Annotated in this window: 24 protein-coding genes and 1 tRNA gene; 11 read left to right on the forward strand and 14 right to left on the reverse strand. The window is 38.2% G+C overall.

Annotated features, from left to right (window positions below; genetic code table 11):
• Positions 1 to 34 precede the first annotated feature (34 nt).
• From QW128_01735 to QW128_01755, 5 genes are all read right to left on the reverse strand, one after another.
• A complete protein-coding gene (locus QW128_01735; GenBank protein MEM3832308.1) occupies positions 35 to 1777 on the reverse strand; it encodes a glycogen/starch synthase in 1743 nt (580 codons plus the stop codon).
• A 252-nt stretch (positions 1778 to 2029) separates the two neighbouring features.
• The gene (locus QW128_01740) at positions 2030 to 2836 is read right to left on the reverse strand and encodes a biotin/lipoate A/B protein ligase family protein (GenBank protein ID MEM3832309.1); all 807 of its coding nucleotides are present in this window, start codon (positions 2834 to 2836) and stop codon (positions 2030 to 2032) included.
• A gap of 6 nt (positions 2837 to 2842) precedes the next feature.
• On the reverse strand, positions 2843 to 3721 hold the full coding sequence (lipA, locus tag QW128_01745; protein ID MEM3832310.1) for a lipoyl synthase: 879 nt from the start codon (positions 3719 to 3721) through the stop codon (positions 2843 to 2845).
• Positions 3722 to 3736: 15 nt separating this feature from the next.
• Positions 3737 to 3985, reverse strand: a complete 249-nt coding sequence (locus QW128_01750; GenBank protein MEM3832311.1) for a biotin/lipoyl-containing protein — start codon at positions 3983 to 3985, stop codon at positions 3737 to 3739.
• An 80-nt stretch (positions 3986 to 4065) separates the two neighbouring features.
• On the reverse strand, positions 4066 to 4830 hold the full coding sequence (locus QW128_01755) for an aldolase/citrate lyase family protein (GenBank protein ID MEM3832312.1): 765 nt from the start codon (positions 4828 to 4830) through the stop codon (positions 4066 to 4068).
• 364 nt (positions 4831 to 5194) lie between these two features.
• On the opposite strand from QW128_01755, the gene hemB reads away from it, so the two are divergent.
• From hemB to QW128_01780, 5 genes are read left to right on the forward strand one after another with little or no spacing between them, the layout of a single operon-like run.
• Positions 5195 to 6190: a porphobilinogen synthase gene (hemB, locus tag QW128_01760; GenBank protein ID MEM3832313.1), complete on the forward strand. Its 996-nt coding sequence runs from the start codon at positions 5195 to 5197 to the stop codon at positions 6188 to 6190.
• Positions 6174 to 7451 carry a glutamate-1-semialdehyde 2,1-aminomutase gene (hemL, locus tag QW128_01765; GenBank protein MEM3832314.1) on the forward strand — a complete coding sequence of 426 codons (1278 nt, stop codon included), beginning with the start codon at positions 6174 to 6176 and terminating at the stop codon, positions 7449 to 7451. Before hemB ends, hemL begins: the two co-directional genes overlap by 17 nt.
• The gene (gene hemC, locus QW128_01770; protein ID MEM3832315.1) at positions 7448 to 8377 is read left to right on the forward strand and encodes a hydroxymethylbilane synthase; all 930 of its coding nucleotides are present in this window, start codon (positions 7448 to 7450) and stop codon (positions 8375 to 8377) included. Before hemL ends, hemC begins: the two co-directional genes overlap by 4 nt.
• On the forward strand, positions 8359 to 9093 hold the full coding sequence (gene cobA, locus QW128_01775; GenBank protein ID MEM3832316.1) for a uroporphyrinogen-III C-methyltransferase: 735 nt from the start codon (positions 8359 to 8361) through the stop codon (positions 9091 to 9093). The genes hemC and cobA overlap by 19 nt, the downstream gene beginning before the upstream one ends.
• Positions 9090 to 9848, forward strand: coding sequence for a uroporphyrinogen-III synthase (locus tag QW128_01780; GenBank protein ID MEM3832317.1), 759 nt, complete (start codon positions 9090 to 9092; stop codon positions 9846 to 9848). Before cobA ends, QW128_01780 begins: the two co-directional genes overlap by 4 nt.
• Positions 9849 to 9861: 13 nt before the next feature.
• On the opposite strand, the gene QW128_01785 is transcribed toward QW128_01780, so the two are convergent.
• The 3 genes from QW128_01785 to QW128_01795 are packed head-to-tail and all read right to left on the reverse strand — an operon-like array spanning position 9862 to position 12584.
• Entirely contained in the window at positions 9862 to 10758 is an 897-nt protein-coding gene (locus QW128_01785) for a molybdenum cofactor guanylyltransferase (protein ID MEM3832318.1), read from the reverse strand.
• A complete protein-coding gene (gene mobB / locus QW128_01790) occupies positions 10758 to 11276 on the reverse strand; it encodes a molybdopterin-guanine dinucleotide biosynthesis protein B (GenBank protein ID MEM3832319.1) in 519 nt (172 codons plus the stop codon). The genes QW128_01785 and mobB overlap by 1 nt, the downstream gene beginning before the upstream one ends.
• An 18-nt stretch (positions 11277 to 11294) precedes the next feature.
• On the reverse strand, positions 11295 to 12584 hold the full coding sequence (locus QW128_01795; GenBank protein MEM3832320.1) for a molybdopterin molybdotransferase MoeA: 1290 nt from the start codon (positions 12582 to 12584) through the stop codon (positions 11295 to 11297).
• Between the two features lie 106 nt (positions 12585 to 12690).
• On the opposite strand from QW128_01795, the gene QW128_01800 reads away from it, so the two are divergent.
• Positions 12691 to 13242, forward strand: a complete 552-nt coding sequence (locus QW128_01800) for a glycosyltransferase family 2 protein (protein ID MEM3832321.1) — start codon at positions 12691 to 12693, stop codon at positions 13240 to 13242.
• Between the two features lies 1 nt (position 13243).
• Here QW128_01800 and QW128_01805 read toward each other — a convergent pair whose 3' ends face one another.
• The 3 genes from QW128_01805 to QW128_01815 all read right to left on the reverse strand — a co-directional run bounded on the left by QW128_01805 (position 13244) and on the right by QW128_01815 (position 15191).
• The gene (locus QW128_01805) at positions 13244 to 14446 is read right to left on the reverse strand and encodes a zinc ribbon domain-containing protein (GenBank protein MEM3832322.1); all 1203 of its coding nucleotides are present in this window, start codon (positions 14444 to 14446) and stop codon (positions 13244 to 13246) included.
• The gene (locus QW128_01810; GenBank protein MEM3832323.1) at positions 14424 to 15035 is read right to left on the reverse strand and encodes an IS607 family transposase; all 612 of its coding nucleotides are present in this window, start codon (positions 15033 to 15035) and stop codon (positions 14424 to 14426) included. The genes QW128_01805 and QW128_01810 overlap by 23 nt, the downstream gene beginning before the upstream one ends.
• An 80-nt stretch (positions 15036 to 15115) precedes the next feature.
• A tRNA-Gln gene (locus QW128_01815) sits at positions 15116 to 15191 on the reverse strand.
• A gap of 195 nt (positions 15192 to 15386) precedes the next feature.
• Here QW128_01815 and QW128_01820 point away from each other — a divergent pair.
• Together QW128_01820 and ilvA are read left to right on the forward strand one after the other, a co-directional pair.
• Positions 15387 to 16253 (forward strand): EamA family transporter, encoded by an 867-nt coding sequence (locus QW128_01820; GenBank protein ID MEM3832324.1) that lies wholly within the window; start codon positions 15387 to 15389, stop codon positions 16251 to 16253.
• 122 nt (positions 16254 to 16375) lie between these two features.
• A complete protein-coding gene (gene ilvA / locus QW128_01825; GenBank protein ID MEM3832325.1) occupies positions 16376 to 17611 on the forward strand; it encodes a threonine ammonia-lyase in 1236 nt (411 codons plus the stop codon).
• Here ilvA and QW128_01830 read toward each other — a convergent pair.
• Positions 17608 to 17844: an Lrp/AsnC ligand binding domain-containing protein gene (locus tag QW128_01830; protein ID MEM3832326.1), complete on the reverse strand. Its 237-nt coding sequence runs from the start codon at positions 17842 to 17844 to the stop codon at positions 17608 to 17610. The genes ilvA and QW128_01830 overlap by 4 nt on opposite strands.
• A gap of 305 nt (positions 17845 to 18149) precedes the next feature.
• Positions 18150 to 18371: a hypothetical protein gene (locus tag QW128_01835; GenBank protein MEM3832327.1), complete on the reverse strand. Its 222-nt coding sequence runs from the start codon at positions 18369 to 18371 to the stop codon at positions 18150 to 18152.
• Between the two features lie 87 nt (positions 18372 to 18458).
• On the opposite strand from QW128_01835, the gene QW128_01840 reads away from it, so the two are divergent.
• Both QW128_01840 and QW128_01845 read left to right on the forward strand, forming a co-directional pair.
• Positions 18459 to 18644, forward strand: coding sequence for a helix-turn-helix domain-containing protein (locus QW128_01840; protein ID MEM3832328.1), 186 nt, complete (start codon positions 18459 to 18461; stop codon positions 18642 to 18644).
• Entirely contained in the window at positions 18611 to 19825 is a 1215-nt protein-coding gene (locus QW128_01845; protein MEM3832329.1) for a transposase, read from the forward strand. Before QW128_01840 ends, QW128_01845 begins: the two co-directional genes overlap by 34 nt.
• A gap of 111 nt (positions 19826 to 19936) precedes the next feature.
• Here QW128_01845 and QW128_01850 read toward each other — a convergent pair whose 3' ends face one another.
• Positions 19937 to 20065, reverse strand: coding sequence for a hypothetical protein (locus tag QW128_01850; GenBank protein ID MEM3832330.1), 129 nt, complete (start codon positions 20063 to 20065; stop codon positions 19937 to 19939).
• Between the two features lie 427 nt (positions 20066 to 20492).
• On the opposite strand from QW128_01850, the gene QW128_01855 reads away from it, so the two are divergent.
• Positions 20493 to 23066: a hypothetical protein gene (locus QW128_01855; GenBank protein ID MEM3832331.1), complete on the forward strand. Its 2574-nt coding sequence runs from the start codon at positions 20493 to 20495 to the stop codon at positions 23064 to 23066.
• Positions 23067 to 23151 lie beyond the last annotated feature (85 nt).

Consider the following 23151-nt stretch of genomic DNA (forward strand, 5'->3'; position numbering starts at 1 on the left):
CATTGTTCTTCAATAATGCTCACTAATGTTTTTGTTAGATATTTGTATATCTTTGTGAAGAGTTTCTGTATGCTGTTGTATAGATTTCTAGTGCTTTTTTCGCTGAATGTTCCCATCGGAAGTTTTCGTTGACTCTTTTTATCCCGTTTTCTCTTATTTTATTATAAAATGTTGGATCTGACATCACAAGTTCTCTTAGTTCTCTTATTGTTATCATGTCTATTAGGTCTGTTTTCAGTAATGCTGGGTTTTCTGAGATCTGTGATGCTATTAGGATTGATGTGATGGCTTCTGCTAGTTCTTTGGGGTTTTCTGGTTTTACTAGGATTCCGTTTGATTCCTCTTCATATTCTCTTATGTCCAAGATTATCTCACTTAAACCTCCAACTCTTGATGCTACTACAGGTGTTCCTAAAGCTAACGATTCTATTGCCATTATACCAAATGGCTCCCATCTGGATGGTGCAGCATAAGTATCTGACGCTAAATATGCCAGTTGGTATATGCTCTGTGCTATACCATAGATGATCCTTAAATTATCCTTAAATTGTATGGTGTACTTTGCGTACTCTTTTATTAGTTCTTCGGATCCCCACACTGGTAGAAGAAGTATTAGGATTTTCGTATCCGGTAATATTTCGATAACACTTGGTATCGCATCCATAAGTATGTCAACACCCTTTTGTATACTTACTCTACCTGTCATTAAAACTAGCGGGCCATCACTTGCGAATGGTACGATTTTTCCATTACCCAAGAACGGGTAATCTGATATTGAGTATACTATTCTCTGCAGCTTTTCATCATTTATTATTGGTTCGTTTTCATCTAAATTCCCTATTGCATACATTAGTAGGTATTTCCTTAAGTGCTCTCTCTTTAACCTATCCAAGTTCTCTAATTTCAAATATGATATTATTTGTTTACCATGATAACTTATAACGTTTTTGATTACATCGTCATAATTCCAATCTGTTCCATTATAAACATACAAAGATTTGGCTTTTAGTTCAGCACCTAAAGTTTTTAATACACTGTTCCTATCTTTCATGAGAAAACTTTTACTTACAGTGACTAGAATATCAGATTCGTACGCGCCAATTTTTTCTAATCTTCCTTTGCATCTGAGCCAGACATCTTTAAGCGTTACTTTCTGCGCTTTTGAGTTTATTATTATAGTATGCGCATTATCTTCTAATCCACAATGATCATGAAAATATTTCCATGTAGATTTCTCACCAGTAAGCAAATGTATGTGAAATACTGATATGATACTGAAATTATTATTTTCCAGCACTTGTCTTGCAGCTATCATGGCTGGTACTGAGTGCCAATCATGAGCATGTATTATGTGAGGTATTAGTAAGTTGTCAGCTTTTATAATATGTTCTGTTAATTTCCTCACAGACCTACTAAAGAGCCAAACTTTATCTCTAAGCTCAGGACCATAAACCGCAGTATTATTGAGAGCTTCAGAACCCGGAGAATTACCCTCAATTAGATATATGCTAACATTGTTTAGTTTACCACGTTCAACAATTATCGGTAACTCATCAATAGCTCCTGGCCATAATTTGAATGTCGTAAATCCTTCTAACTGTAGAAGTTTACGAATTTTTTCTGACTTATGAGAACCGTGACTTGGCATTATGATAGAAACATTAAGATAACTGGAAAGCGCTTTACTCAAGTTGTAAACAGCTTCACCTAATCCTCCGACTTTTACAATATTAGATGCTTCAAAACCAAGCATCCAAACATTTTCAAACTCTAGCATTAGATAATCACACCTACAATTCTCACTATCCAAATTTATACCTCATCGTTAAATAACATTTTGCAGAAGAGTTCAACAAGAAAACCTAGAAACCTCAATGGAAATTATTCAGGCATTTAGATGTGGATACTTCCGGGTATGTTGCTATGAAGAAGCAGAAGTACACACTTGATAACACCTAGAACTTGGTGAAGCCTTAACAGGAAATCGAGGACTTCCTGACTTTAATGCAGTGCCAGCAATAGACAAGAGTTAAGTTGTTCCTTTCATGTTCCATGTTTCTGTTGAATATTTGTTGTAATATAATATGTTTGCGGTTTCTAGTTCTTCTTCTGTTAGTGTTGAGCTGAATACATTTATTGGATTGAGTGTTTGTGTAAATCCCTGTATCATTGATTTTATGATTTGTTTTGTGCTTATGTTGTTTAGTATGTTTTTAAGGCTTGTTATTCTTTGTTGTAGTTGTTGTGGTGTTGTATTTGGTGTTTTTATGACTTTTAGCCATGTTTCTGGATGGAAATCTAGGAGTAATGTTCCATGTTGGAGTAGTGCATACGGTTCTCTTCGTTGTGCGTTTCCTGAGATTTTTTTGTTATGTACTATGATGTCACTTTGCGCATTTCTTAGGTAGCATAAGTTTTGTTCTTCTATTGTGTTTTGTGTTGTTCCTGTTTGGGCTTCTATTCCTAGGATTTCTAATGTGTTTGCTATTCCTCTTGCTATTCTTGTTGCTGAGTTTACTACATCTATTTGGTAAATTTCGTGATCCTTAGATAATACCACGCTATATGTTAGTTCAGAATTTTCTTGGTGAAGTATTGCTCCTCCACCTGTGATTCTTCTTACTAATTTGAATCCATGTCTTTTTATTTCTTCCATATCTACTGTTTGATGCGCTATTTGCCTTCTTCCTATACTGACACCTGATGGTAGCCACATGTATATTCTCAGTGTGTCAAAGTCGTAGTGCGGCCTGTGTATCATGATAGCCTCGTCTATTGCCATGTTAAGCCACGGATCTCTGGGACCGTCTATGATGATTCTTAGTGGGTTTTTCATAGCTGATCAACGAATAAGTGTTTGTTGATTTTTTATTGCGCTGAGGTATGCATCTTTTGCTTTGTATGATGTTCTTGCTAATGGTGATGCGACTACATACGTAAAGCCTAGTTTGAGAGCTTCGTTTTGTAATGTTTTGAACTCATTCTGTGTATAATATTTATGTACTGGTAATTGTTTAGTGCTTGGTCTCATGTACTGTGAGAGTACTAATATATCGACCTTAACTTTTCTTAGATCTTTCATTGTCTCAATTAGTTCCTCATATGTTTCTCCTAGCCCAAGTAGTATGGATGATTTCGTGATAAGCGTTGGGTTAAGTTCTTTTGCTATCTTTAACACTTTCAGGCTTTGTTGGTAGCTAGCTCTTCTATCTCTTACCAATGGAGTTAGTCTTTCTACAGTTTCGATGTTGTGCGCCAACACATCTACACGCGCATCTATAACTTTTTTAATACTTTGATGCTCTCCTCGAAAGTCTGGTATTAATGCCTCGACTATGATCGTTGAATTGAGTTCTTTGATTGCTTTTATTGTTTTTGCAAAGTGTTCTGCTCCACCATCTAATAAATCATCCCTATCTACAGAAGTTAGTGTAACATAATCGAGATTCATTTTTTTGACTGCTAATGCTACTTTCATTGGTTCGTCATTGTCGAGTAGCATTGGGCGCCCTTTCATTACATAACAAAATCTACATCCTCGTGTACATATACTACCCATTATCATGAATGTTGCTGTACCCATGCCCCAACATTCCATTATGTTTGGACAGAGCGCTTCTTCGCACACCGTTCTTAGACCAACATCATTTATTGTTTTTAGAACTTTTAAATAATCTTCATTGATCGTTACTCTGACCGTTGCCTTATTGTTCGTAAGCAAGAAGCTCTCACCTATTTAGGATCTTTCTATTAATGCGATCAATGAACCTGGTTTAACAAGATCACCTTCAGCAATCATAACCTTAACAACATTCCCATCATACGGTGATTCTATGCCTAAAACAACCTTCTCAGTTTCAACTTCCGCAATCACTTCCCCTTTGACTACTCTATCCCCTGGTTTCTTACTTATTGAAATAACACGTCCATTCCAATCAGACCTCCTTGGCCAAATCTCTTCAGGAATTTTTATCTCAACAATCATTTTAAAACACCTAATATTTTGTACTCTAGCAACAAAATAAACATTACTAATGAACTATATCTATTATTAAGAATGTTCAATTAGGTGAGTCGCCCGAGCGTTTTGAATGCATCAGTGTATCCTTTTATTAGATAACTGAGGTCATGTGACAGTGATATGAAATTGAAACCCTTTTTAGTCTTGCTTAACGCATCATCTGTGCTTTGGGCCATTATACCTGCGATTTTATTCATGGATTTTGCTGCATTAAGTACTTTGTTAAGTGCATTAATGTATCTTGGGTTATCGAATTCTCTAAAAATTCCTAATGATGCTGAGAGATCATTTGGTCCTATAAAAACCCCATTTATACCATCGACTGGGAGTATCTCATCGACGTTCTCCACAGCTTCCACAGTTTCTATCTGAACAATCACTATGATTTCTTTGTTCGCTTGCTTAAAATATTCCTTCACATTTGTGAAACCATAGTTTGCGCATCTTCTAGGTCCTACACCTCTGATACCCTCTGGTGGATACCTTGTAGCTTTTATAACTCTTACCGCTTCATCCTTATTATTAACGTAGGGGACGATTAACCCTTGTGCTCCTATGTCTAATGCTTGTTTTATCACTACAAAATCGTTCCATGGAACTCTAACAATGGGTGCGATTGTATTATTTTTAATAGCCATCATGAGGAATTCAATATCTCTAATAGTTAACGGTGCATGCTCCATATCGAACACAAACCAATCAAAAGGTAAGTAAGAAAGAGCCTCAACAATCTCAGGATAAGCCATGGTTATCCATGTACCATAAGTTGGCTCATTACGCGTAATCTTATCCATAAACTTAGGCATCATAGAAACTCAAACCATAGAATGCACACCTCTAATTAAACTTTTGCAGAAGAATTCAACAAAAAAGTCCTCTAGGACAAATTGTCGACATACCTAAGTAGACACAAAACTTCAAACATGTTATATAATTATCAAGCTGGTTATGAGCCACACACTCAGTTCAATAACATCCTTGACAATGTCCAGGACTTGGCATGATGAAACTTTAAGATTGAGAAATAAAAAGCTCTTCTTTAGTTTAAGGAGAGTATAACTTGTTGTTATGTTTTGGTGATTTATTTGCATATTTTTAAACGCAAATGTTTATACCATTAGTGAGCATTTCCTTATTTAGGTGTTTCAGTTGGATGTGTTTCCTACAACTCGGATGCGAAGATTACGTTTATCAAAGGTTTTACGGAACCTTATAGCTGAGACTTATGTTAATCCGTCACAGCTTATAATGCCTTTCTTTGTGAAAGAGGGGTTGGAGGGAAAAGAATCGATCACAACAATGCCAGGTCAGTATAGATTTTCAATAAATGCGTTAGTTAATGAGGTAAGAGAATTGTTAGAGCTAGGGATAAGATCAGTATTGCTCTTTGGAATACCGTTACATAAGGATGAACATGCTACCTCTGATTATGATCCTCAAGGTGTTGTTCAGAGAACTATAAGATTGCTAAGGAAAGAATACGGGGATCAAATAGTGATAGTGGCTGATGTCTGTACATGCGAGTACACAACGCACGGACATTGTGGAATAATAAAAAAGGCGGAGCGAGGGCCTCATACAGGAGAACTTTATGTGGATAATGATGAAACGTTAAAAGTTTTAGCAAAGGTGTCATTGAGTTATGCTGAAGCTGGTGTTGATATGGTAGCACCATCAGCAATGATGGATGGTCAAGTTAAAGCGATCAGAGAAGCACTTGATGAGGCTGGTTATAAGGATGTTGCAATAATGGGATACTCTGCAAAACATGCTTCAACACTCTATGGACCATTTAGAGAGGCCGCTAGTTCAGCACCACAGTTTGGGGATAGGAGAAGTTATCAAATGGACCCAAGAAATGCAAAAGAAGCACTGAGAGAAATTGAATTAGATATTAAAGAAGGTGCTGATATAGTAATGGTAAAACCAGCACTCTGGTATTTAGATATAATAAAATCAGCGAAAGAGCGATTTAACGTCCCGATCGCAGCGTATAATGTAAGCGGAGAATATACAATGATTAAACTTGCTGCACAAAATAATTTCATAAATGAAAAAGTAGCAGTGTGGGAGATGCTTACGGCAATAAAACGGGCAGGAGCAGATATCATAATCACTTATTTTGCAAAGGACTACGCGGGATGGTTGAAAAATGGAGAGATCCCATAAATTATATGAAAAAGCAAAGACACTCATACCTGGTGGTGTAAACAGTCCAGTGAGAGCATTTCAACCATACCCGTTTTTTGTTTCAAGAGCACAGGGTTCAAAACTAATAGACGTTGATAATAATGAATACATAGATTACGTGATGGGTTATGGTGCACTGCTCTATGGTCATAAACCAGATTTCATAATAGAAAAGGTAAAGAATGTGTTAGAAAATGGAGTACTGTACGGAGCACCAACAGAAAATGAAATAATCTTAGCAGAGAAAATAAGGGAGTTATATCCCTCAATAGAAATGGTGCGATTAGCGAATTCAGGAACGGAGGCAACAATGCATGCTATAAGGTTAGCAAGGGGTTATACTAATAAAAGAAAAATAATTAAATTTGCAGGTTGTTTCCATGGGTCACATGATGCAGTACTAGTGAAAGCTGGTTCGGGAGCATTAACATTCGGAATACCGTCAAGTCTAGGAGTCTTAGAGGATACTGCAAAGCATACATTAGTATCACGGTTTAACGATATAGAACTTACAGAAAAGCTTGCAAGGGAATACAGGGATGACTTAGCTGCAATAATCCTAGAACCAGTAATGGCAAACGTTGGACTCATACTACCGAACATCGAATTCCTCAAATCAGTAAGAGAAATAGCTGATAATACAGGTGCCATGCTCATATTCGATGAGATAGTGACGGGTTTTAGATTGGCGCCAGGAGGAGCACAGGAATATTATGGTATAAAACCAGATTTAACAACGCTAGGAAAAATATTAGGGGGAGGATTCCCAATCTCGGCATTTGGAGGAAGGAGCGAGATCATGAGAAATTTAGCTCCACAAGGCAAAGTATACCAGGCTGGAACGTATAGCGGAAATACGGTGTCAACAACAGCGGCATTAGCGTCAATAGAATACATAGTAAATAATAAGCACATATACCAAATACTGAGACAAAACACACAAAAACTTATAAAACCAATAAGAGAATTCGTACACGATAAAAAATTACCGGTAACAATAAACACATTGGAATCAATGTTTCAAATCTTCTTTACAGACAAGCTAGTGAGCACGTACGATGACGCGCTTACATCAAACACTGAACTCTTCATGAAATATCACGCGAAACTTCTCAAGCAAGGAATCTTTATACCACCATCCCAATTCGAAACCTGCTTCCTTTCTACAGCACATACATTACAAGACATAGAAAAAACCACGAACACAATAGCACAAACAATAGGTGAGATCTTTAAATGAAGCTAATAGTAGGAACGAGAGGAAGTAAACTATCCTTAATACAAACCAATGAGGTAGTAGAGGCTCTCAAGAAAATAGACCCTGAGATTCAACTTCAAATAAAGGTAATCAAAACAAAAGGTGATATTGATACTCAAACACCACTGTACAGTATGTCAACAAAGGGAATATTTGAAAAAGAAATAGACCATCAATTAATTAATGGTGAAATTGACCTTGCAGTACACAGCATGAAGGACTATCCAACAGACGTACCAGAACAGCTCATAATAGCAGCGGTGCCACCAAGGAAAAGTCCATTCGACATACTCATAACAAGAGATAACACAACAATAGAAAAATTGAAACCGAACACAACAATAGGAACAAGTAGCTTAAGAAGAGTTACACATATAAAATACCTAAGGCCGGACATAAACACGCAACCAATTAGAGGAAACATTGACACGAGAATAAGGAAACTAGAGGAGGGAAAAGTGGACGCTTTACTAATAGCTGAGGCAGGATTAAACAGACTTAACATAAATTATCACTACCAGAGACTAGGACCAGAACTCATTACACCAGCAGCAGGACAAGGAGCATTAGCAGTAGTGACAAGAAAGGATAACACACGATTAATAAACATATTAAACAAAATTACAGATCACAAAACACTCACAGAAACAACAATAGAGAGAAAAATACTAGAGAAACTCCAAGCTGGATGCAAAACACCATTAGGAGTATATGCAAACATAATAGATAACAGGATAACACTCATCACATCACTCATCTCGCCAGATTATAAAAAGAGAATACTAATAAAGGTGCAAGACAACAATCCAAACAAAATAATAGAAAACACTACAAAAGAATTTGCTGATAGAGGCGGGGAAGAAATCATAAAGCAATGGAGGCAAATATCATGGGAAAAGTATATATAATAGGCGCAGGACCAGGAGATTCAGAACTCATTACACTTAAAGCAATAAAAATACTCAGAAGAGCAGATGTAGTAATATATGACAGACTTGTGAATTCCAAAATCCTAAAACATGCAAGACAAGCAAAAGAGTTCATATACGTAGGAAAAACACACGGAGACGCTTACAAACAAGAAGAGATAAACAAACTCATGATACAGAAAGCAAAAGAACACAATATAGTGGTCAGGTTGAAAAATGGAGATCCATTCATTTTCGGAAGAGGAGGAGAGGAATGCGAAGCACTTAAAGAGGCAGGGATAGAGTATGAAATCATACCAGGAATTACATCAGCGATCGCAGCACCAGAGTATGCAGGAATACCACTCACACACAGAAATTACGCATCATCAGTAGCAATAGTCACAGGACATAGAAAAGAAAACAAACCACTAAATTTACAACAAATACTTAAAGCAGTAGACACAACAGTCATACTCATGGGAATATCAACAATACAAGAGATCATAAAACAAGCCCTTGACACGGGACTAGCACCACAAACACCACTGGCAATCATACAAAGTGCAACAACAAAAAGACAAAAAACAATAATCACAACGCTCCAAGAAGTAGAAGAAACGCTCAAAAAACATAAAATAAAACCACCAGCCGTCATAGTAATAGGAAAAGTAGCACAACTTCACAAAACACTTGCATGGTGCAAAGAGAAATGATCAGAATATTCCTACTTGGAACACCAGAAACATCACAAAACATAGAAAAAGAACTCAAAAAAATCGAGAACCCGAACATACAACTTATCAAACTACCAATAATAAAAACAACAAAACTCAAACAAGAAATACAGAGAACAAAACAGATACTGCAAACATTCACGCCACAATACAACATATACACGAGTAAAACAGCAGTAAAAACAGCACTTAAAGAACTAGAACAATATAAACATAAAATAATAAAAAACTCAATAGGAATAGGAACGGCAACAGCAAACATGCTCAAAAAATACCACGTAAAAAACGTTAAAACACCAGAACAACATAACACACAAGGAATCATAAAACTTCTACAACAACTAAAACCAACGCAACCAACTGCAACTTACTCATCAGATCAAATAAACCCAAAACTAGAAGAATGGATAAGAACAAACATAGCAAACAGTCAAATATTTAAACTCTACACAATCAAACCATACAAACAAAACATAAAAAAGCTCAAAAAATTCCTAGAACAAAGAGGTCACACAAACATACTCGTGTTCACGTCGATATCGATCATAAACTCAATAAAAAATATCATAGAAAACTCAGAAAACATAACTACAATATCAATAAGTCAAAGAATTGCCCAATACGCACAACAACAAGGAATAAAAATAAACTACACAATAACACAAACCAACACACAACAAATAAAGAAACAAATCAAGAAGATAATAAATGAAATAGTCAGTTCTCTCTCATAACTTTAAAAATTTTCTACCCTACCTCTTTTATTATTCTTGTAAGATCACAAACCCTTTGATTGATTTCCGGTAATTCTTTTCCTATTTCTCGGTAAGCGTTTAATGCATCGTAGAGTGCGTGTAATTCTAAGTGTGTTACTCCATATTTTCTAAACATTCTTGATTCTTCAACGAATAATAATGCAGCTTTTTGGTATGAACGTTCCAGGTATGCATTTAATGCCTTCCAGTATGGATGTGGATCTTTGTATATAATTCTACGAATTTTAATCGTGTTAGGCACTTGTTTTATCGTTTGTTTTTTTATTTCTTCTGGTCTGTTTATACTTATTAAGGATTTCAGTTCAGGATCTACACTTCTCATTTCATCTTCTAGTATGAATCCTATGGTATAAGCACCTCTTATTAAATCTGTCACCCTTTTTTGTTTCTTTCTTAATATTGTTTTTATGATTTTATAAACATAATTATATCTGTAGATGGCTAGAAGTGGTTGTGTGATTCCGTTACAGAATATAGGTACTGTCACATCATTCTGAGACACATTATTGATTAAGATTTTTATTAATTCTGGTTTTATAAAGGGCATATCCCCTGCTACAAGAAGTATGTATTCGTTTTGAAGGTGTTGGATTCCAGCATTGATGCCAACTAGTGGTAAAGAAACCTTTAACGGAGGATCGTCCGGTATAATTTTAATTTCTTTTGCGTTGATTATTCTCTTATATTTTTCAATACGATCCGGTTTTGTTGTTATGACAATATCTTGTGAAATCTGAGATAGTGCATCGATCACGTTTACGAGCATTGGTTTTCCATTAATCAGTTCAAGTAATTTATCAGCCCACTGACCACTCGTCTGAAACCTTTTACCATAACCACCTGCCAATACTATAACACCGACATCCATCATTCTACATCCTTTATAAGCTCCTCAATCTTCAGAAGAATATCATTTATATTATTATACACTGGTATCCCGTTTATTTCTTTATTATCACAATTCAAACAGAATATTGCAAGGGGTTTGTTTTCATCGTTCAACAATTCTCTTATCTCTTCAATACTTCTTATCACAATGATTCTTTTAACATTTATTTGTCCTTTTATTTTACTGTAAAAGCCCTCAAGCAGTATAAGTTTGATTTCTTGGTCCATCGTTTTTATGATGTTCAATGCAAGCTCTAAGTTTTGTTTACTCATCTTGGCATTGACAAAAAGCGTATCAGGTGCTAATCCTATGACTATAGATGCTCCTGCACGCTTTGCTCGCCATGTATCTGTACCCTTCACATCGAATTCTGTGCCTTCATGGTGTATGTGCTTAATTACAGCGATTTTAGTAGTATGCGAAAATCTCTTTACGATCTCCTCTATTAATGTTGTTTTACCACTATTTTTCCTTCCAGTAATTGCTAAAATATGCATGCTGTATCATTCACCTCATCAATATATTCTTAATGCTTCAATAGGAGAAAACATCCTTACTTCAACAGTATCCCCAACAAAGAGTTTATCTTTTGGTCTCACAATAATGAAGCCATTCGCTTCTACCAACAATGTGAGAAAAGGTGATCCCCCAAGCTGTTTATATATTGGTTTTGCCTCGTACTCACCATTAACATATTTAAGTGAGACTGTTCTGAATGCGTACGATCCTGGTTTTGTTTCAACATCACCTATTAGCCTTGCTTTTACTTTTACGTATGGATCACGAACACCAGTTAATTTATAGAACAGCGTTGGCACGACTATGAGAAAAAGTGCTGCAACCGTTGAACCTACATGTCCAGGTATCATGAACACAGGTTTTTTATTAACTATCGCAAGTCCGCTTACCTTTCCAGGACTTATACGATGACCGTGAAATACTATCGTACCTATTTCGTTAACTACATCAGGCACCAGATCATTACTTGAAATTGACACCCCACCAACTACTAAAACTGCATCGTTCTCTCCCACAGCTTTTAAAATCCTTTCTCTAATTTCACCCCTATCATCACTCACTATACCATAATGCTGTACATCAAAGCCAAATAGCTTTAGATAGTGTTTAACAATCTGCGAATAATTATCTGGATAAGGTACACCATTATTAGCGCGCTCTAAAAGATCCGATCCTACAGACATTATTCCTGTTCTAATTTTTCTATAAACCTTTAATCTTGTAATACCTAATTCCATCACCAAACCTATATCCTGCGGCCTCAACAACGTCCCTTTACTCAGAATCACATCATCACGTTTAAAATCATGTCCCTTCATAACAACAGTCTCACCTGCGTTGACCCTTCTCTTTATTATTACGTAATCATTATCTACTTCAGCCTCCTCAAGCCTTACTACCGCATCAGCCCCGAGCGGTAGTGGCGCACCACTCACAGTAAAGACAGCCTCTCCAGATTTCAGAATAATCTTTTCCGGTTTATCATTAGTATCCATACGCCCCACAATCTTTAATCTCACTGGAAGACCGCTCTCAACATGATCTGTATCAACACTCCGAATAGCATAACCATCATAAAACGCTTGATCAAACTCCGGATAATCCTTATTCGAAACAATACTATCAGCCAAAATCCTACCAACAGCATGCTCAACATTAACATCTTCAACGGTCAGATCAAGACCAAAACTGTTTATTGCAAGATCCAAAGCCGTATCAACATCTGTTAACCTCAATATTCTTTTCATCTCAGGCCTAGAGAACATATCGGTCCACCACCTCTTCACACGTCCTAATAATTCCAGAAATATATATATCATTAACTAAATCAAAAGCGCTCCAGAACAGAAAAAAGACTGTAACTATATTTTATACCCCAAACTTCTGGATGATGTGTACTGGTGGGAAGTATTAGGTGGAATTTATGGTTTGTTATTATTTCTTACTTTAGGTTTTTATTTAAACAAAATAAGACATCTACCAAGCTTAAAACAGATTAATAAAATTATTGACAATGGACCTTTAGTATCTATTATTGTTCCTGTTAAGAATGAAGCTGATACAATTGAAGAATGTTTATCCTCTCTCATTAACCTTAAGTATAAGTCGAAAGAGATCATCGTTGTCCTAGGAGAGTCTACTGATGGAAGTGAGGAGATCGTAAGAAAGTTTAGCGACGAGATTAAAATTATTCGTGAACCTCCGTTACCTGATGGTTGGATTGGAAAAAATTGGGCCTGTTATATTGGTTATCAAAATTCAAGTGGAGGTCTACTTCTGTTTACTGATGGTGATACTTCTCATGATGAATATTCACTCTCTAAAACCGTATCCATTATCATTAATGAAAATGTCGACATGATTACACTTTTTCCTAAATTCATCTTCAGATCTTTATGGGAAAAACTTATCACGCCCTTAATAGCTGTTTTCATAGGGTTCTGAACTAAGTATGGATTCCATACATATCCATACTTAGTTCTTGAGCCTCATCCCTCTTGTCCTCCTCTGGGTTCATTGGAGGGCTCATCGGGGTTAGCTCCCTTCGGGGAAAACCCATGAATCCCCACATCCTAAGGAACGTTTTCCAAATGTTTATTGACGCGTTTTTCTGCCTATCGATTATAAAACCGCATTTTGGGCACTTGAAGACTGCTCCCCTTAGGTCTTTGTTGTAGTACCCGCATTTGGAGCAGGTCTTCGAGGTGCCCTTCGCATTCACATATATGGTAGCATAACCATTCCACGCAGATTTGTATTCCACATACCTTTGTAGTTTGATGTAGTTGTGCTTGCTGTTCTGCCTATTCATACTTCTACTCTTCGTCCTAGCCACCCTCTCCTTGAAGTTCGTCAAGTCCTCGAAGATATTTGTCCTGTTGGATAGCTGCTTAGCCAGCTTGTGTAGTACATAGTTAACTCTATTTCTCTCCCTTGAACTGTACTTCTCCAGGAGCCTCTTCCTGGTTTTCTCTGGGAGCTTTTGGATGACCCTCCTCTTCAGCTCGTACGTCCTGTGGATAGTATAAATTTCCTTCAAGCTTATCGAATAGTGTGTTTCACCGTCATAACCATCTAAGGTTAAGAGGTTCACGTCCCATGCTATTGGGTCTTTAATCTTTAGCTCCACCTCTTTTCTAACAGTAACTATGAGCCTGTCCTGTTTAAGTATGAGTTCGCCGAGGTCTAAACCCCTTATCCTATCCCAGCACCACGTCTTCCTCAAATCTACGGTCACGCTCTCTTCATAGGGTTTAATCGAAACCTTAAGCACGCCGTCCCTGTAACTGTAGAGGGTTTCCTTAACTCTAACGAACTTCCTCCTCAGTTCAGGCCTACCTCTTCCTGCCCGCCCACGTAGATATCTTTTCCTCCACGATTCGAGCACGGAATAAGCCTGTTTTATCGCGGAGTCCACGTAATGCTTGGAGTAAACCCACCCCTCAAGATACTTATCCCTAAGCCACTTCCTAAAAGCCTTATCCTTCCTCAAAAACGGTATAAGCCTCTTGCCCCTTCTTTCCCATGCAATGTTCCTCCATAAGTCATCCAAGATAGAGTTTAAGATGCGCATGTAGTCCTCTATAAGCTCGTTCACCTCAAGGTTATATGGTATTGAGTACGCTTTAACTAACAAGCTTCTTGACACCTTCAACAACCTCCCTATACTTATGGCTTCTCATGCCGTAGAGCTTTCCAGCGAAATGAGCAACTATGGTGATTAAGTCTTCCACAAGCTCTTCATGAGGAGTTTTCTCTTCATGGTTTATCACTTCTATTTCTGTTCCGAAAACTGTGAACATTTTCTTTAAAGTTTCAATACCAAATCTTGTGAGCCTGTCTTCGTAAGCGATTATCAGCTTGGATATTTTCCTTTCTGAAACCATATTTAAGAGTTTCAGGAAGTTTTTTCTGCCTTCGTTAAGTCCAGAACCAATATCCGTTAAAACTTGAATTTCACCGTAACCTTTCTCTTTAGCGTAGCTTGAAATAAGTTGTTTCTGTCTTTCCAAATCATCCTTTTGTGTTGAAGATGAAACCCTTGCATACCCTACAATAATTCTTTCCTCTCCTAAATCAAGGATGCGTTTTATTTCGCCTTCAGGTACTCTCCTCCTACCCCCAGGCGTCCTCATACACCTAATTAATCCTTGCTTATCCCAAATCTGAAGTCGTCTAACGCTAACACCAAGAATTCTACTGGCTTCCTTCATCGTATAATGCTTCTCTACACTCATCAAAATAAATATCCATGAACGTCTATAAAAATCTATCTATTTGGAAGCTGCTGTCCAACCCCTAAGATAAGAAAGTTTGTTGGTAGCCCGGGTGGGATTCGAACCCACGTCACCGGGTCCAGAGCCCGGGATCCTTGACCGCTAGACGACCGGGCTATTTATACATATTATTTTAGACTAAATAAACTCTACTACGATTACTCACATAAATCCGAAGGATCCTCCAACTTTAGCCAGAAGAGCGCCAAGATTTTATGCAGATCACTGATGAAAACCCTTATTAAGCTTTCCAACACTTTTCTTGAGCAAATCTTATATTTTCTTTTTGTAATATTTGTTGAGGTGATTTTGTTGGATCGTTATGCTTTGTTATTGCTTGTGACCTGTAATTTATTATGGGCTACCAATAATATTGTTGGTAGGCTACTTTCAGGTTATATGGATCCTTTTAGTATAACTGTTTTCAGATGGACTCTTGCCGCAATCTTTTATCCTTTAGTTTTTGGTCCCAGCATTGTGTTTAAATCTTTTAAGTATGCTGGTTTGAAGTCTATGGTTTTAGGTCTAGTGGGTTTTACGGGTTTTAATTTTGTGTTCTATTGGGCACTATCCATGACAAGCGCATCCCTTGTTGGTTTTGCGTATGGCATTACCCCTGTAATAATCATGGCCTTAAGTTTTGTTGTGGAATCCTTGAGACCCTCAAGACTCCAATTCACTGGCAGCTTATTATCTGTTCTTGGTGCCTTTTTACTATTTTATTGGAGAGGACTTAGGCTTGGTAGTTTTAACGATACGTTGGGGTTGATTGGCGGTGTCACCACTGGTTTTCTCTGGGCTCTATACACTGTCCTTCAGAATAAGTTTTATCCCAATTCTGATAGAGCGTCCCTCACGTATTCATCACTCATCCTCTCAATACCTTTTACGCTCTTGTTCTCATATCCATGGCTTTCAAATCTTAATTTGATTTCTATGAAACTAGGAGTTATTCTCGCTCTTTTCTGGATAGCCATTGCTCCCGGCGTACTGGGATACTATATGTGGAATAAAGCAACATCAATCATCGGTTCAAACGCTACTGCCCCATATTCAAATTTGCTCCCTCTATTTGTAGCTTTACTAGGTTATACTTTACTAAGAGAACCTTTAACATTGGGTGACGTAATCGGAGGAATTTTAATAGTAACCGGTTCGACCATAGCTGTGATCAAATAGTACCAAGATCTTGTCACACTCCATGGCTAATAATGTTTTTATGGACTTGCTCTACGTTATTGTAGCATGAATGCTTGCGATTAATTATTTAGGGAGGATTTTAATATTAAGTGTGATGCTTAATGAAATGGACTGATATTGGTAAGGAGGTTCAACGCGCTGAGGTTGTGCTTAAAAACATTGTTTATAAGACCCCGCTTGATAAGTCGAATACTTTAAGCAGAATGACCGGTGGTGAAGTATACTTAAAATTGGAGAACCTTCAAAAAACCGGTGCTTTCAAAGTACGTGGTGCATATTATAAGATTCATAAACTTAGCCCCGAAGAGAAAGCTAGGGGTGTTATTGCGGCATCTGCAGGTAATCATGCTCAAGGAGTCGCTTATGCCTCAACAATGGCAGGCATCAAATCCACGATCGTTATGCCGGTCACAACGCCCCCCTCAAAAATCAATGCCACGAAATCTTACGGTGCAGAAGTAGTGCTCCACGGCGCAATTTATGATGAATCTTATAGAAAAGCTTTGGAAATTGCTGACAAAACTGGTTCAGTGTTCATACATCCGTTCGATGATCCCTACGTAATAGCAGGCAATGGAACAATAGGATTAGAAATAATCCATGATCTACCAGACGTTGATGTGATAATTGTTCCAGTCGGTGGTGGAGGACTAATCTCAGGCATCGCATCAATAATCAAGAGCCTAAGGAAAAACGTGAAAATCATCGGAGTAGAACCGGAATCCGCACCAAAATTCACGGCATCACTAAAAGAAGGTCACGTTGTAGAAGTAAAGACAAAACAATCACTAGCCGATGGACTTCTCACAAAGAAACCGGGAAACTTGACATTCGAGATAGTTTCAGAAATAGTTGACGACATCGTTACCGTTAGCGAAGATGAAATAGCCATGAGCATGGTACTCCTCATGGAAAGAGCAAAAACAGTGACGGAAGGCGCGGGAGCGTCATCGGTCGCAGCACTGCTCAACAACAAAATAAACGTAAAGAGCAAGAAAGTCGTCGCTTTGATAAGCGGCGGAAACGCAGACCTGACAACACTCTACAAAGTTATAATGCGAGGACTCGCACAAATGAAACGAATCACAACAATCAAATGCATACTACCAGACATGCCCGGCACATTAAAAAACGTAGTGGAGATCATAGCATCGGAAAGAGGAAACATAATAGACATCTTCCACAGCAGAATAGACCCACAACTAGAACCCGTATCAGCAGAAGTCCAACTACTAATAGAAATACCAGAACCAGAAACAATAAACAGAATAGAAGAAAAAATACGCTCCCTAGGATACTCAGTAAGCCACCCCACAACCAAAACCAAAAATCACTAATACTTCTCAATAATCACCGACGTAGAAGTTTTTATAACACCAGACACAGAAGGAATATACTCTCTAATTATCCTCGAAAGCTCCGCAAAATCCTTAGCCTCAACCCTAACAACTATATCATACTCCCCCGTCACAGCAAAAACCTCCATCACATTAGGAAACCTCTTTATATCCATCCCAACCCTATCAATCTTACCAGGCTCCACACTCACAAACACAAAAGCCTCAACCATCCACCCCACCACATAAGAATACTACACACCAGATAATAGCATTAACGCTTACATCAAAACAACGACAAGAAAGCCTAAAACTTTTTCTGGGATGAACTGTTGAAATGTTTAAATATTCGATAATCGTATCCACGTTTGAGCGCATCACTAAGTTGTCCCTAAGCTACACGCTTCACTGGGTTTAACGATAGCTAAGTATACTTTTCTCGTTGACATCTACACCAATTAAGCCTGAAGTTTTTCTTTCTTCAATGCATTTCCTGAAAGTAACGTGGAGATAGTATTCATCATTTGACTTTACGAGCCTAGAGCCTTCCTGCAAAACTTGAAACCAAAGCAATGAGATCCTCTACAAGCTCTCGATAAGCATCTTTAGGCTCGTCACCGTTAGCAACTTCAATTTTTACATTATGAGAAGCGAAATAACGCTCCAAGTACTTGAAGCCGAATCTTGCAAGCCTATCCTTGAAAGCTATTATGATAATTCCTACCTTCCTTTTCTCAACCATGTCAAAAATTTTGTTCATGAACTCTCTATTTTCGTTAAGCCCGCCGTGGTCAGCAGTTTTGGAATAGATAGGTTTAAATATTTGTTTAACTCTATTAACTCTTTGATGAAAGAAGAACTACTTAGACCAAAGGATGTCGCAAAGATATTCGGTATCTCAGTTAAAACGCTCTGGAAGTGGCAGAGGAAAGGCATTATTAGAGCAGTTAGGCTCCCAACTGGTAAGCTCCGCTACCCGAGGAGCGAGGTTGAGAGATTATGGAAGCAATTAAAAGCTACAGGATCCCAGTAGAAGCTCCAAAAGATTTAATCGAAGAATACTTCAAAGCTAAGCGGAAGGCTTTAGATGTAATCTTCTCACACGTTAAAATTTCCAAGAAGGCTCACCTTAACTTGAAAGCTGAGGATAGGAGAGAGCTTAGGGATGAACTGCTACGAGAGTGGAGATACTCCAAACACTACGTTGATTCAGCAATGAACTCCGTTATCGGATTGATTAAGGGCTGGATAACATTATATAATAGGGGGAGGGCGAAGGAGCCTCCTGAGATAACTAAGAGGACAGTCTATATTAAAAGCACGCTCTTCAGCTTCAGAGATGGTATACTGAGGGTAAGCATTGAACCGAACAAACGTTATCTTGAGGTTGACTTGAGTGAGTGTTCGTGGATCCCAAGAGACTTTGATAAAGTCGGTGGACTACTTATGACTGAGAAGGAGTTGATAATTACAGTTAAGAAGAGGGTTGAGCTCAAGGCTGATGAGTGGGCATCATTTGACGTTAACTTAACGAACGTGACGGCGTTCATAGGTGGCGAGATCAAGCGCTATGACTTAAGAGAGCTCTACCACATCCACAGAACCTATGAAACTAAGCGGCAGAGGATACAAAAGTTATCTAAGATTAAGCCCAACACATCAAAGATGCTCCTCAAGAAGTACTCTAGACGTGAGGAGAATAGGGCTAAAGACTTCATGCACAAACTAACCACGCAGGTTGCAGGGGAGCTCAAGGAGAAGAACTGCGGAGCAATACTTGAAAACCTGAAAGGTGTAAAGGGGCGAATCCTCAACGGCTCAAGGAAAAATAACAGAAAGCTCTCAAAGTGGAACGCAAGGACGTTTCAGTTTATGCTTGAATACAAGCTTAAATGGCTTAATTTACCAACAAAATACGTTAACCCAGCCAACTCATCTAAAACCTGCCCAGCCTGCTCTGGAAGCATGGCTTCCTATCTGGGCAGGATAATGAAGTGCGAAGAATGCGGGTTAACAATGGATAGAGATGTTGTAGCGGTGTTGAACCTTCAGATGCGGGGAATTGGGTTCTCCCCGAGAGCCCTCAACGAATTAATCGAGAGGGAAGGGTTAAGTAGGAATAAAAGCAACAATTCACTATATTCCTACTTAACTCAGAACCCTGTTACATCCTCCAAGACTGCAATAACTTCACATCCGTTCGACCTTGCATAATCTGGTAAACTTTGCTTCTGCCTCTCTAAATCCCCTTTCTGTTCCTGATCATGAGAGGAAACTCTAGCATAAATCACAGCTTTTTAGACATGTTTGGTTTAACAATGCCCATCAAACGTTCAACTTCACTCTCAGGTATCCTTCTCCTATCACCAACAGTTCTAACAACTTTAACCTTACCTTGTCTATCCCATTTTCTAAGCGTATTAGGATGAATACCAGCAACCTCTCAATCGTCATGTAAATAAGTGTTAAGAAATGTTACATAAAGTTATCCATTCAGGAACTGCTGCGGAACCCTTAATTTATTAAAACAAAAACCAAAAGAACAATAAACCAACAAAAACCTTAAAACAAAAATCCTCCAACCCCAACCACGAAGAACACCAAAAACAAAAAGAGAAACACACAAACAACCATACAACCTTTAGAACACCAAACCAACCCCCAACATCCCCACAAAAAAACAAACCAAATCAAAAGATAAAACATTCCCCATAAAACAAGAAAAAACACACAAAACATACACAAAAACAGACAATCCATACATAAAAAATACATAAAACAACCAATGAACATAACATTCTAAAAAACCGAATCTCAAAAAAACCTAAATATTTATAAACCTGTACGCACAAGAAATTTTGCCTTAGAGGTGAAAAAACCTATGAAAACAAATAAGAAAATAACAAGCCAAATACTAACCACACTACTAATACTTATAACAATACTACCAGCACTCTCCACAACACTATCAAAAATACCAGTGCCAGTATACGCATCAACCGGAGCACCATTACTAGGAGTAGTTAATAACACATCATCTTTCCCAAGTCTGACTATATCAAACGTCACTATAGCTAGTTTTAATGTTTCACTGAAACTTGATAGTATCACCGCAGATAAAGTTGATAATAAACCTCTAACAAAAGCAAAATATTTCGCAATAATCTTTTATAGGAATACTAGTCTTGTCACGTTTTCAGGTGCACAATTTTCTCTTGTGATAAGCAAGGATGGTTACTCACAATTAAGTAGCGATGATAAAGTATACGCAGGTCCATTTAATGTTGCCGATTTAAACACAAACAAAACTATAATAGTTAACACGCCACTAGGATCTGAAAAATTTTACACGTATTATGGTACTGTTAGTGGTACTACTTACAAATTATTAATCGGTCCTATTTCAATCTTCGTGTCAAAAGATTACAAGTATATTAAAATCTTCGATGGCTCATCAACGTCCGTAGCTGTAAGCGCACAGATCGTAGACATTCTCTCAACATTGTTCATAACACCATCAAAAGGTGGTGCAGGAACACCAGTCACGGTAAAGGGCGTAGCATTCCCTCCAAACTCCATTATAGAACTAAACTATACGAGTCCCGATGCCATAAAAGGAAGGATAGCTTACGTCACAACTAATAGCAGCGGAATGTTCACTTACGGACCATTCCCAATAGCAGATTTGAAAGGAAAATTTGTGAGCAATTCCACCACCGTTCCATCTGATTCTATAACTATAGGAGCAAATGGAACAATGGCCACTGTTCCTTTCACTGAATATCAGAGAGCGTTCGTTAAATTCAGAAGTTGGGATCAAACAATGACTAGACAGATTGATTCCGCAACAACGCCATATTATGGCAATGGTACTGTTACTCACCTCAAAGCCCTAGTGTTTGGAAAGATTGTCGTTTCTGGTAAGTACTTCTATGCTAATAGTCCTGTGAAGTTATATGTAGGAACTACGCTCCTTGCGAGCGCAAACACTAATGGCACTGGTTTCTTTAACGTAACGTTCACAGTCCCAGAACTACCGAGTGGTCCTGCTATGGTTAAAGTCCTCGATGGTAATAATGTTCTATACTACTTTAATCTTACTATTCTACCAACGTTGATACTCTCACCGTATAAAGGCCCAGTCGGTACTACTGTCACAGCAACTGCGTACGGATTCCCAGCAAACAGTGCTATCTATCTGTATTGGGAGAATGTTACATATGGTACGCTAGAGTATAAGTGGCTTTTCAATGCGACCACAGGTGCTAATGGGAAATTCAACGTCACGGTAACGTTTACTGTGCCTCATACTTACGGTGGCCCTCACAGTGTGAACGCTACTAGTAGTTATCAAGGGACTAATTCAACAACACTTACAGGTGTTATTGCTAGTGCAGTGTTCACTGTTACGCCGAAGTTAAAAATAATGTCGGACGGTCTCAGTAATACTGGTGCTGTGCATACTATTGCTGGTTCTGGTCTTGATCCCACAGTGAAATTTGCTCTTCTGGTCGATAATTCTCTAATGAACGTTGTTAAGGCTAATGGTACTGGTGATCTTTTGGTCCCGTTCACTGATGCTGGTTTTAGGCCTGGTTTGCATGTTGTATCGGTGATGGATTGGAATGTGACGGGAAGTCCAAGCTTCTTTGCTAATGCAACGTTCTGGGTAACTCCTAGCGGTGATGTAATCTATGGTAGTTTAGTGGATATTCTTGCGCAGTTATCTAGTGCTAATGCTGTTTTGACTAGTGTTGCAGGTGACGTTGCTACTGTAAAGACTAATGTCGGTGCGATAAGCGTTAAGGTTGACAACTTAATGGCGCTGTTATCTAAAGTTAACGCCACTGTAACGAGCGTTGCAGGTGACGTTGCTACCATAAAGACTGACGTTGGAACTATAAAGGCTAATGTTAACGACTTAATGGCACTGTTATCTAGTGTTAACGCCACTGTAACTAGTGTTGCAGGTGACGTTGGTAGTGTGAAGGGTACTGTTGCTACTATAAATACTAGGGTTGGGACGATAATGAGTACTGTGAATGATGTTGCGTTCTTACTGAATGCTGTGAATGCTAAGGTTGTCTCCATCGATGGTTCTGTTGCCACTATAAAGACTGACGTTGGAACTATAAAGGCTACGCTGCCTGCCTTGAACGCTAGTATTGTTGCTGTTGGCAATAATGTCGTTGCTATAAAGACTAGCGTTGGGACGATACAGGGCACTGTGACTGATGTGAAGAACGGTGTTGCTACTATACAGACTGACGTTGGAACTATAAAGGCTGATGTGAGCAGTATAAAGGGTGGCGTGAGTGGTCTTAAGACAAGTGTTGATAATGTTGGTTCTGTTGCTAGCGGTGTAAGTTCTACTGCTCAAACTACGATGTGGCTTGTTGTAATAACGTTCTTAGTGTCTCTAGTGTCTCTAGTGTTCATATTTAGGAGAAGGTAAGAGAGTTGTTTTCTGTAAAAAATAAAAATTCTTTTTTTCCTTTTCCTTTTAACGTAAAGTTAATTAATGTAAGGGCAGTATTCGT

It is taken from the genome of Thermoprotei archaeon (assembly GCA_038881895.1).
Classification (GTDB): Archaea; Thermoproteota; Thermoprotei; order Gearchaeales; family WAQG01; genus JAVZOV01.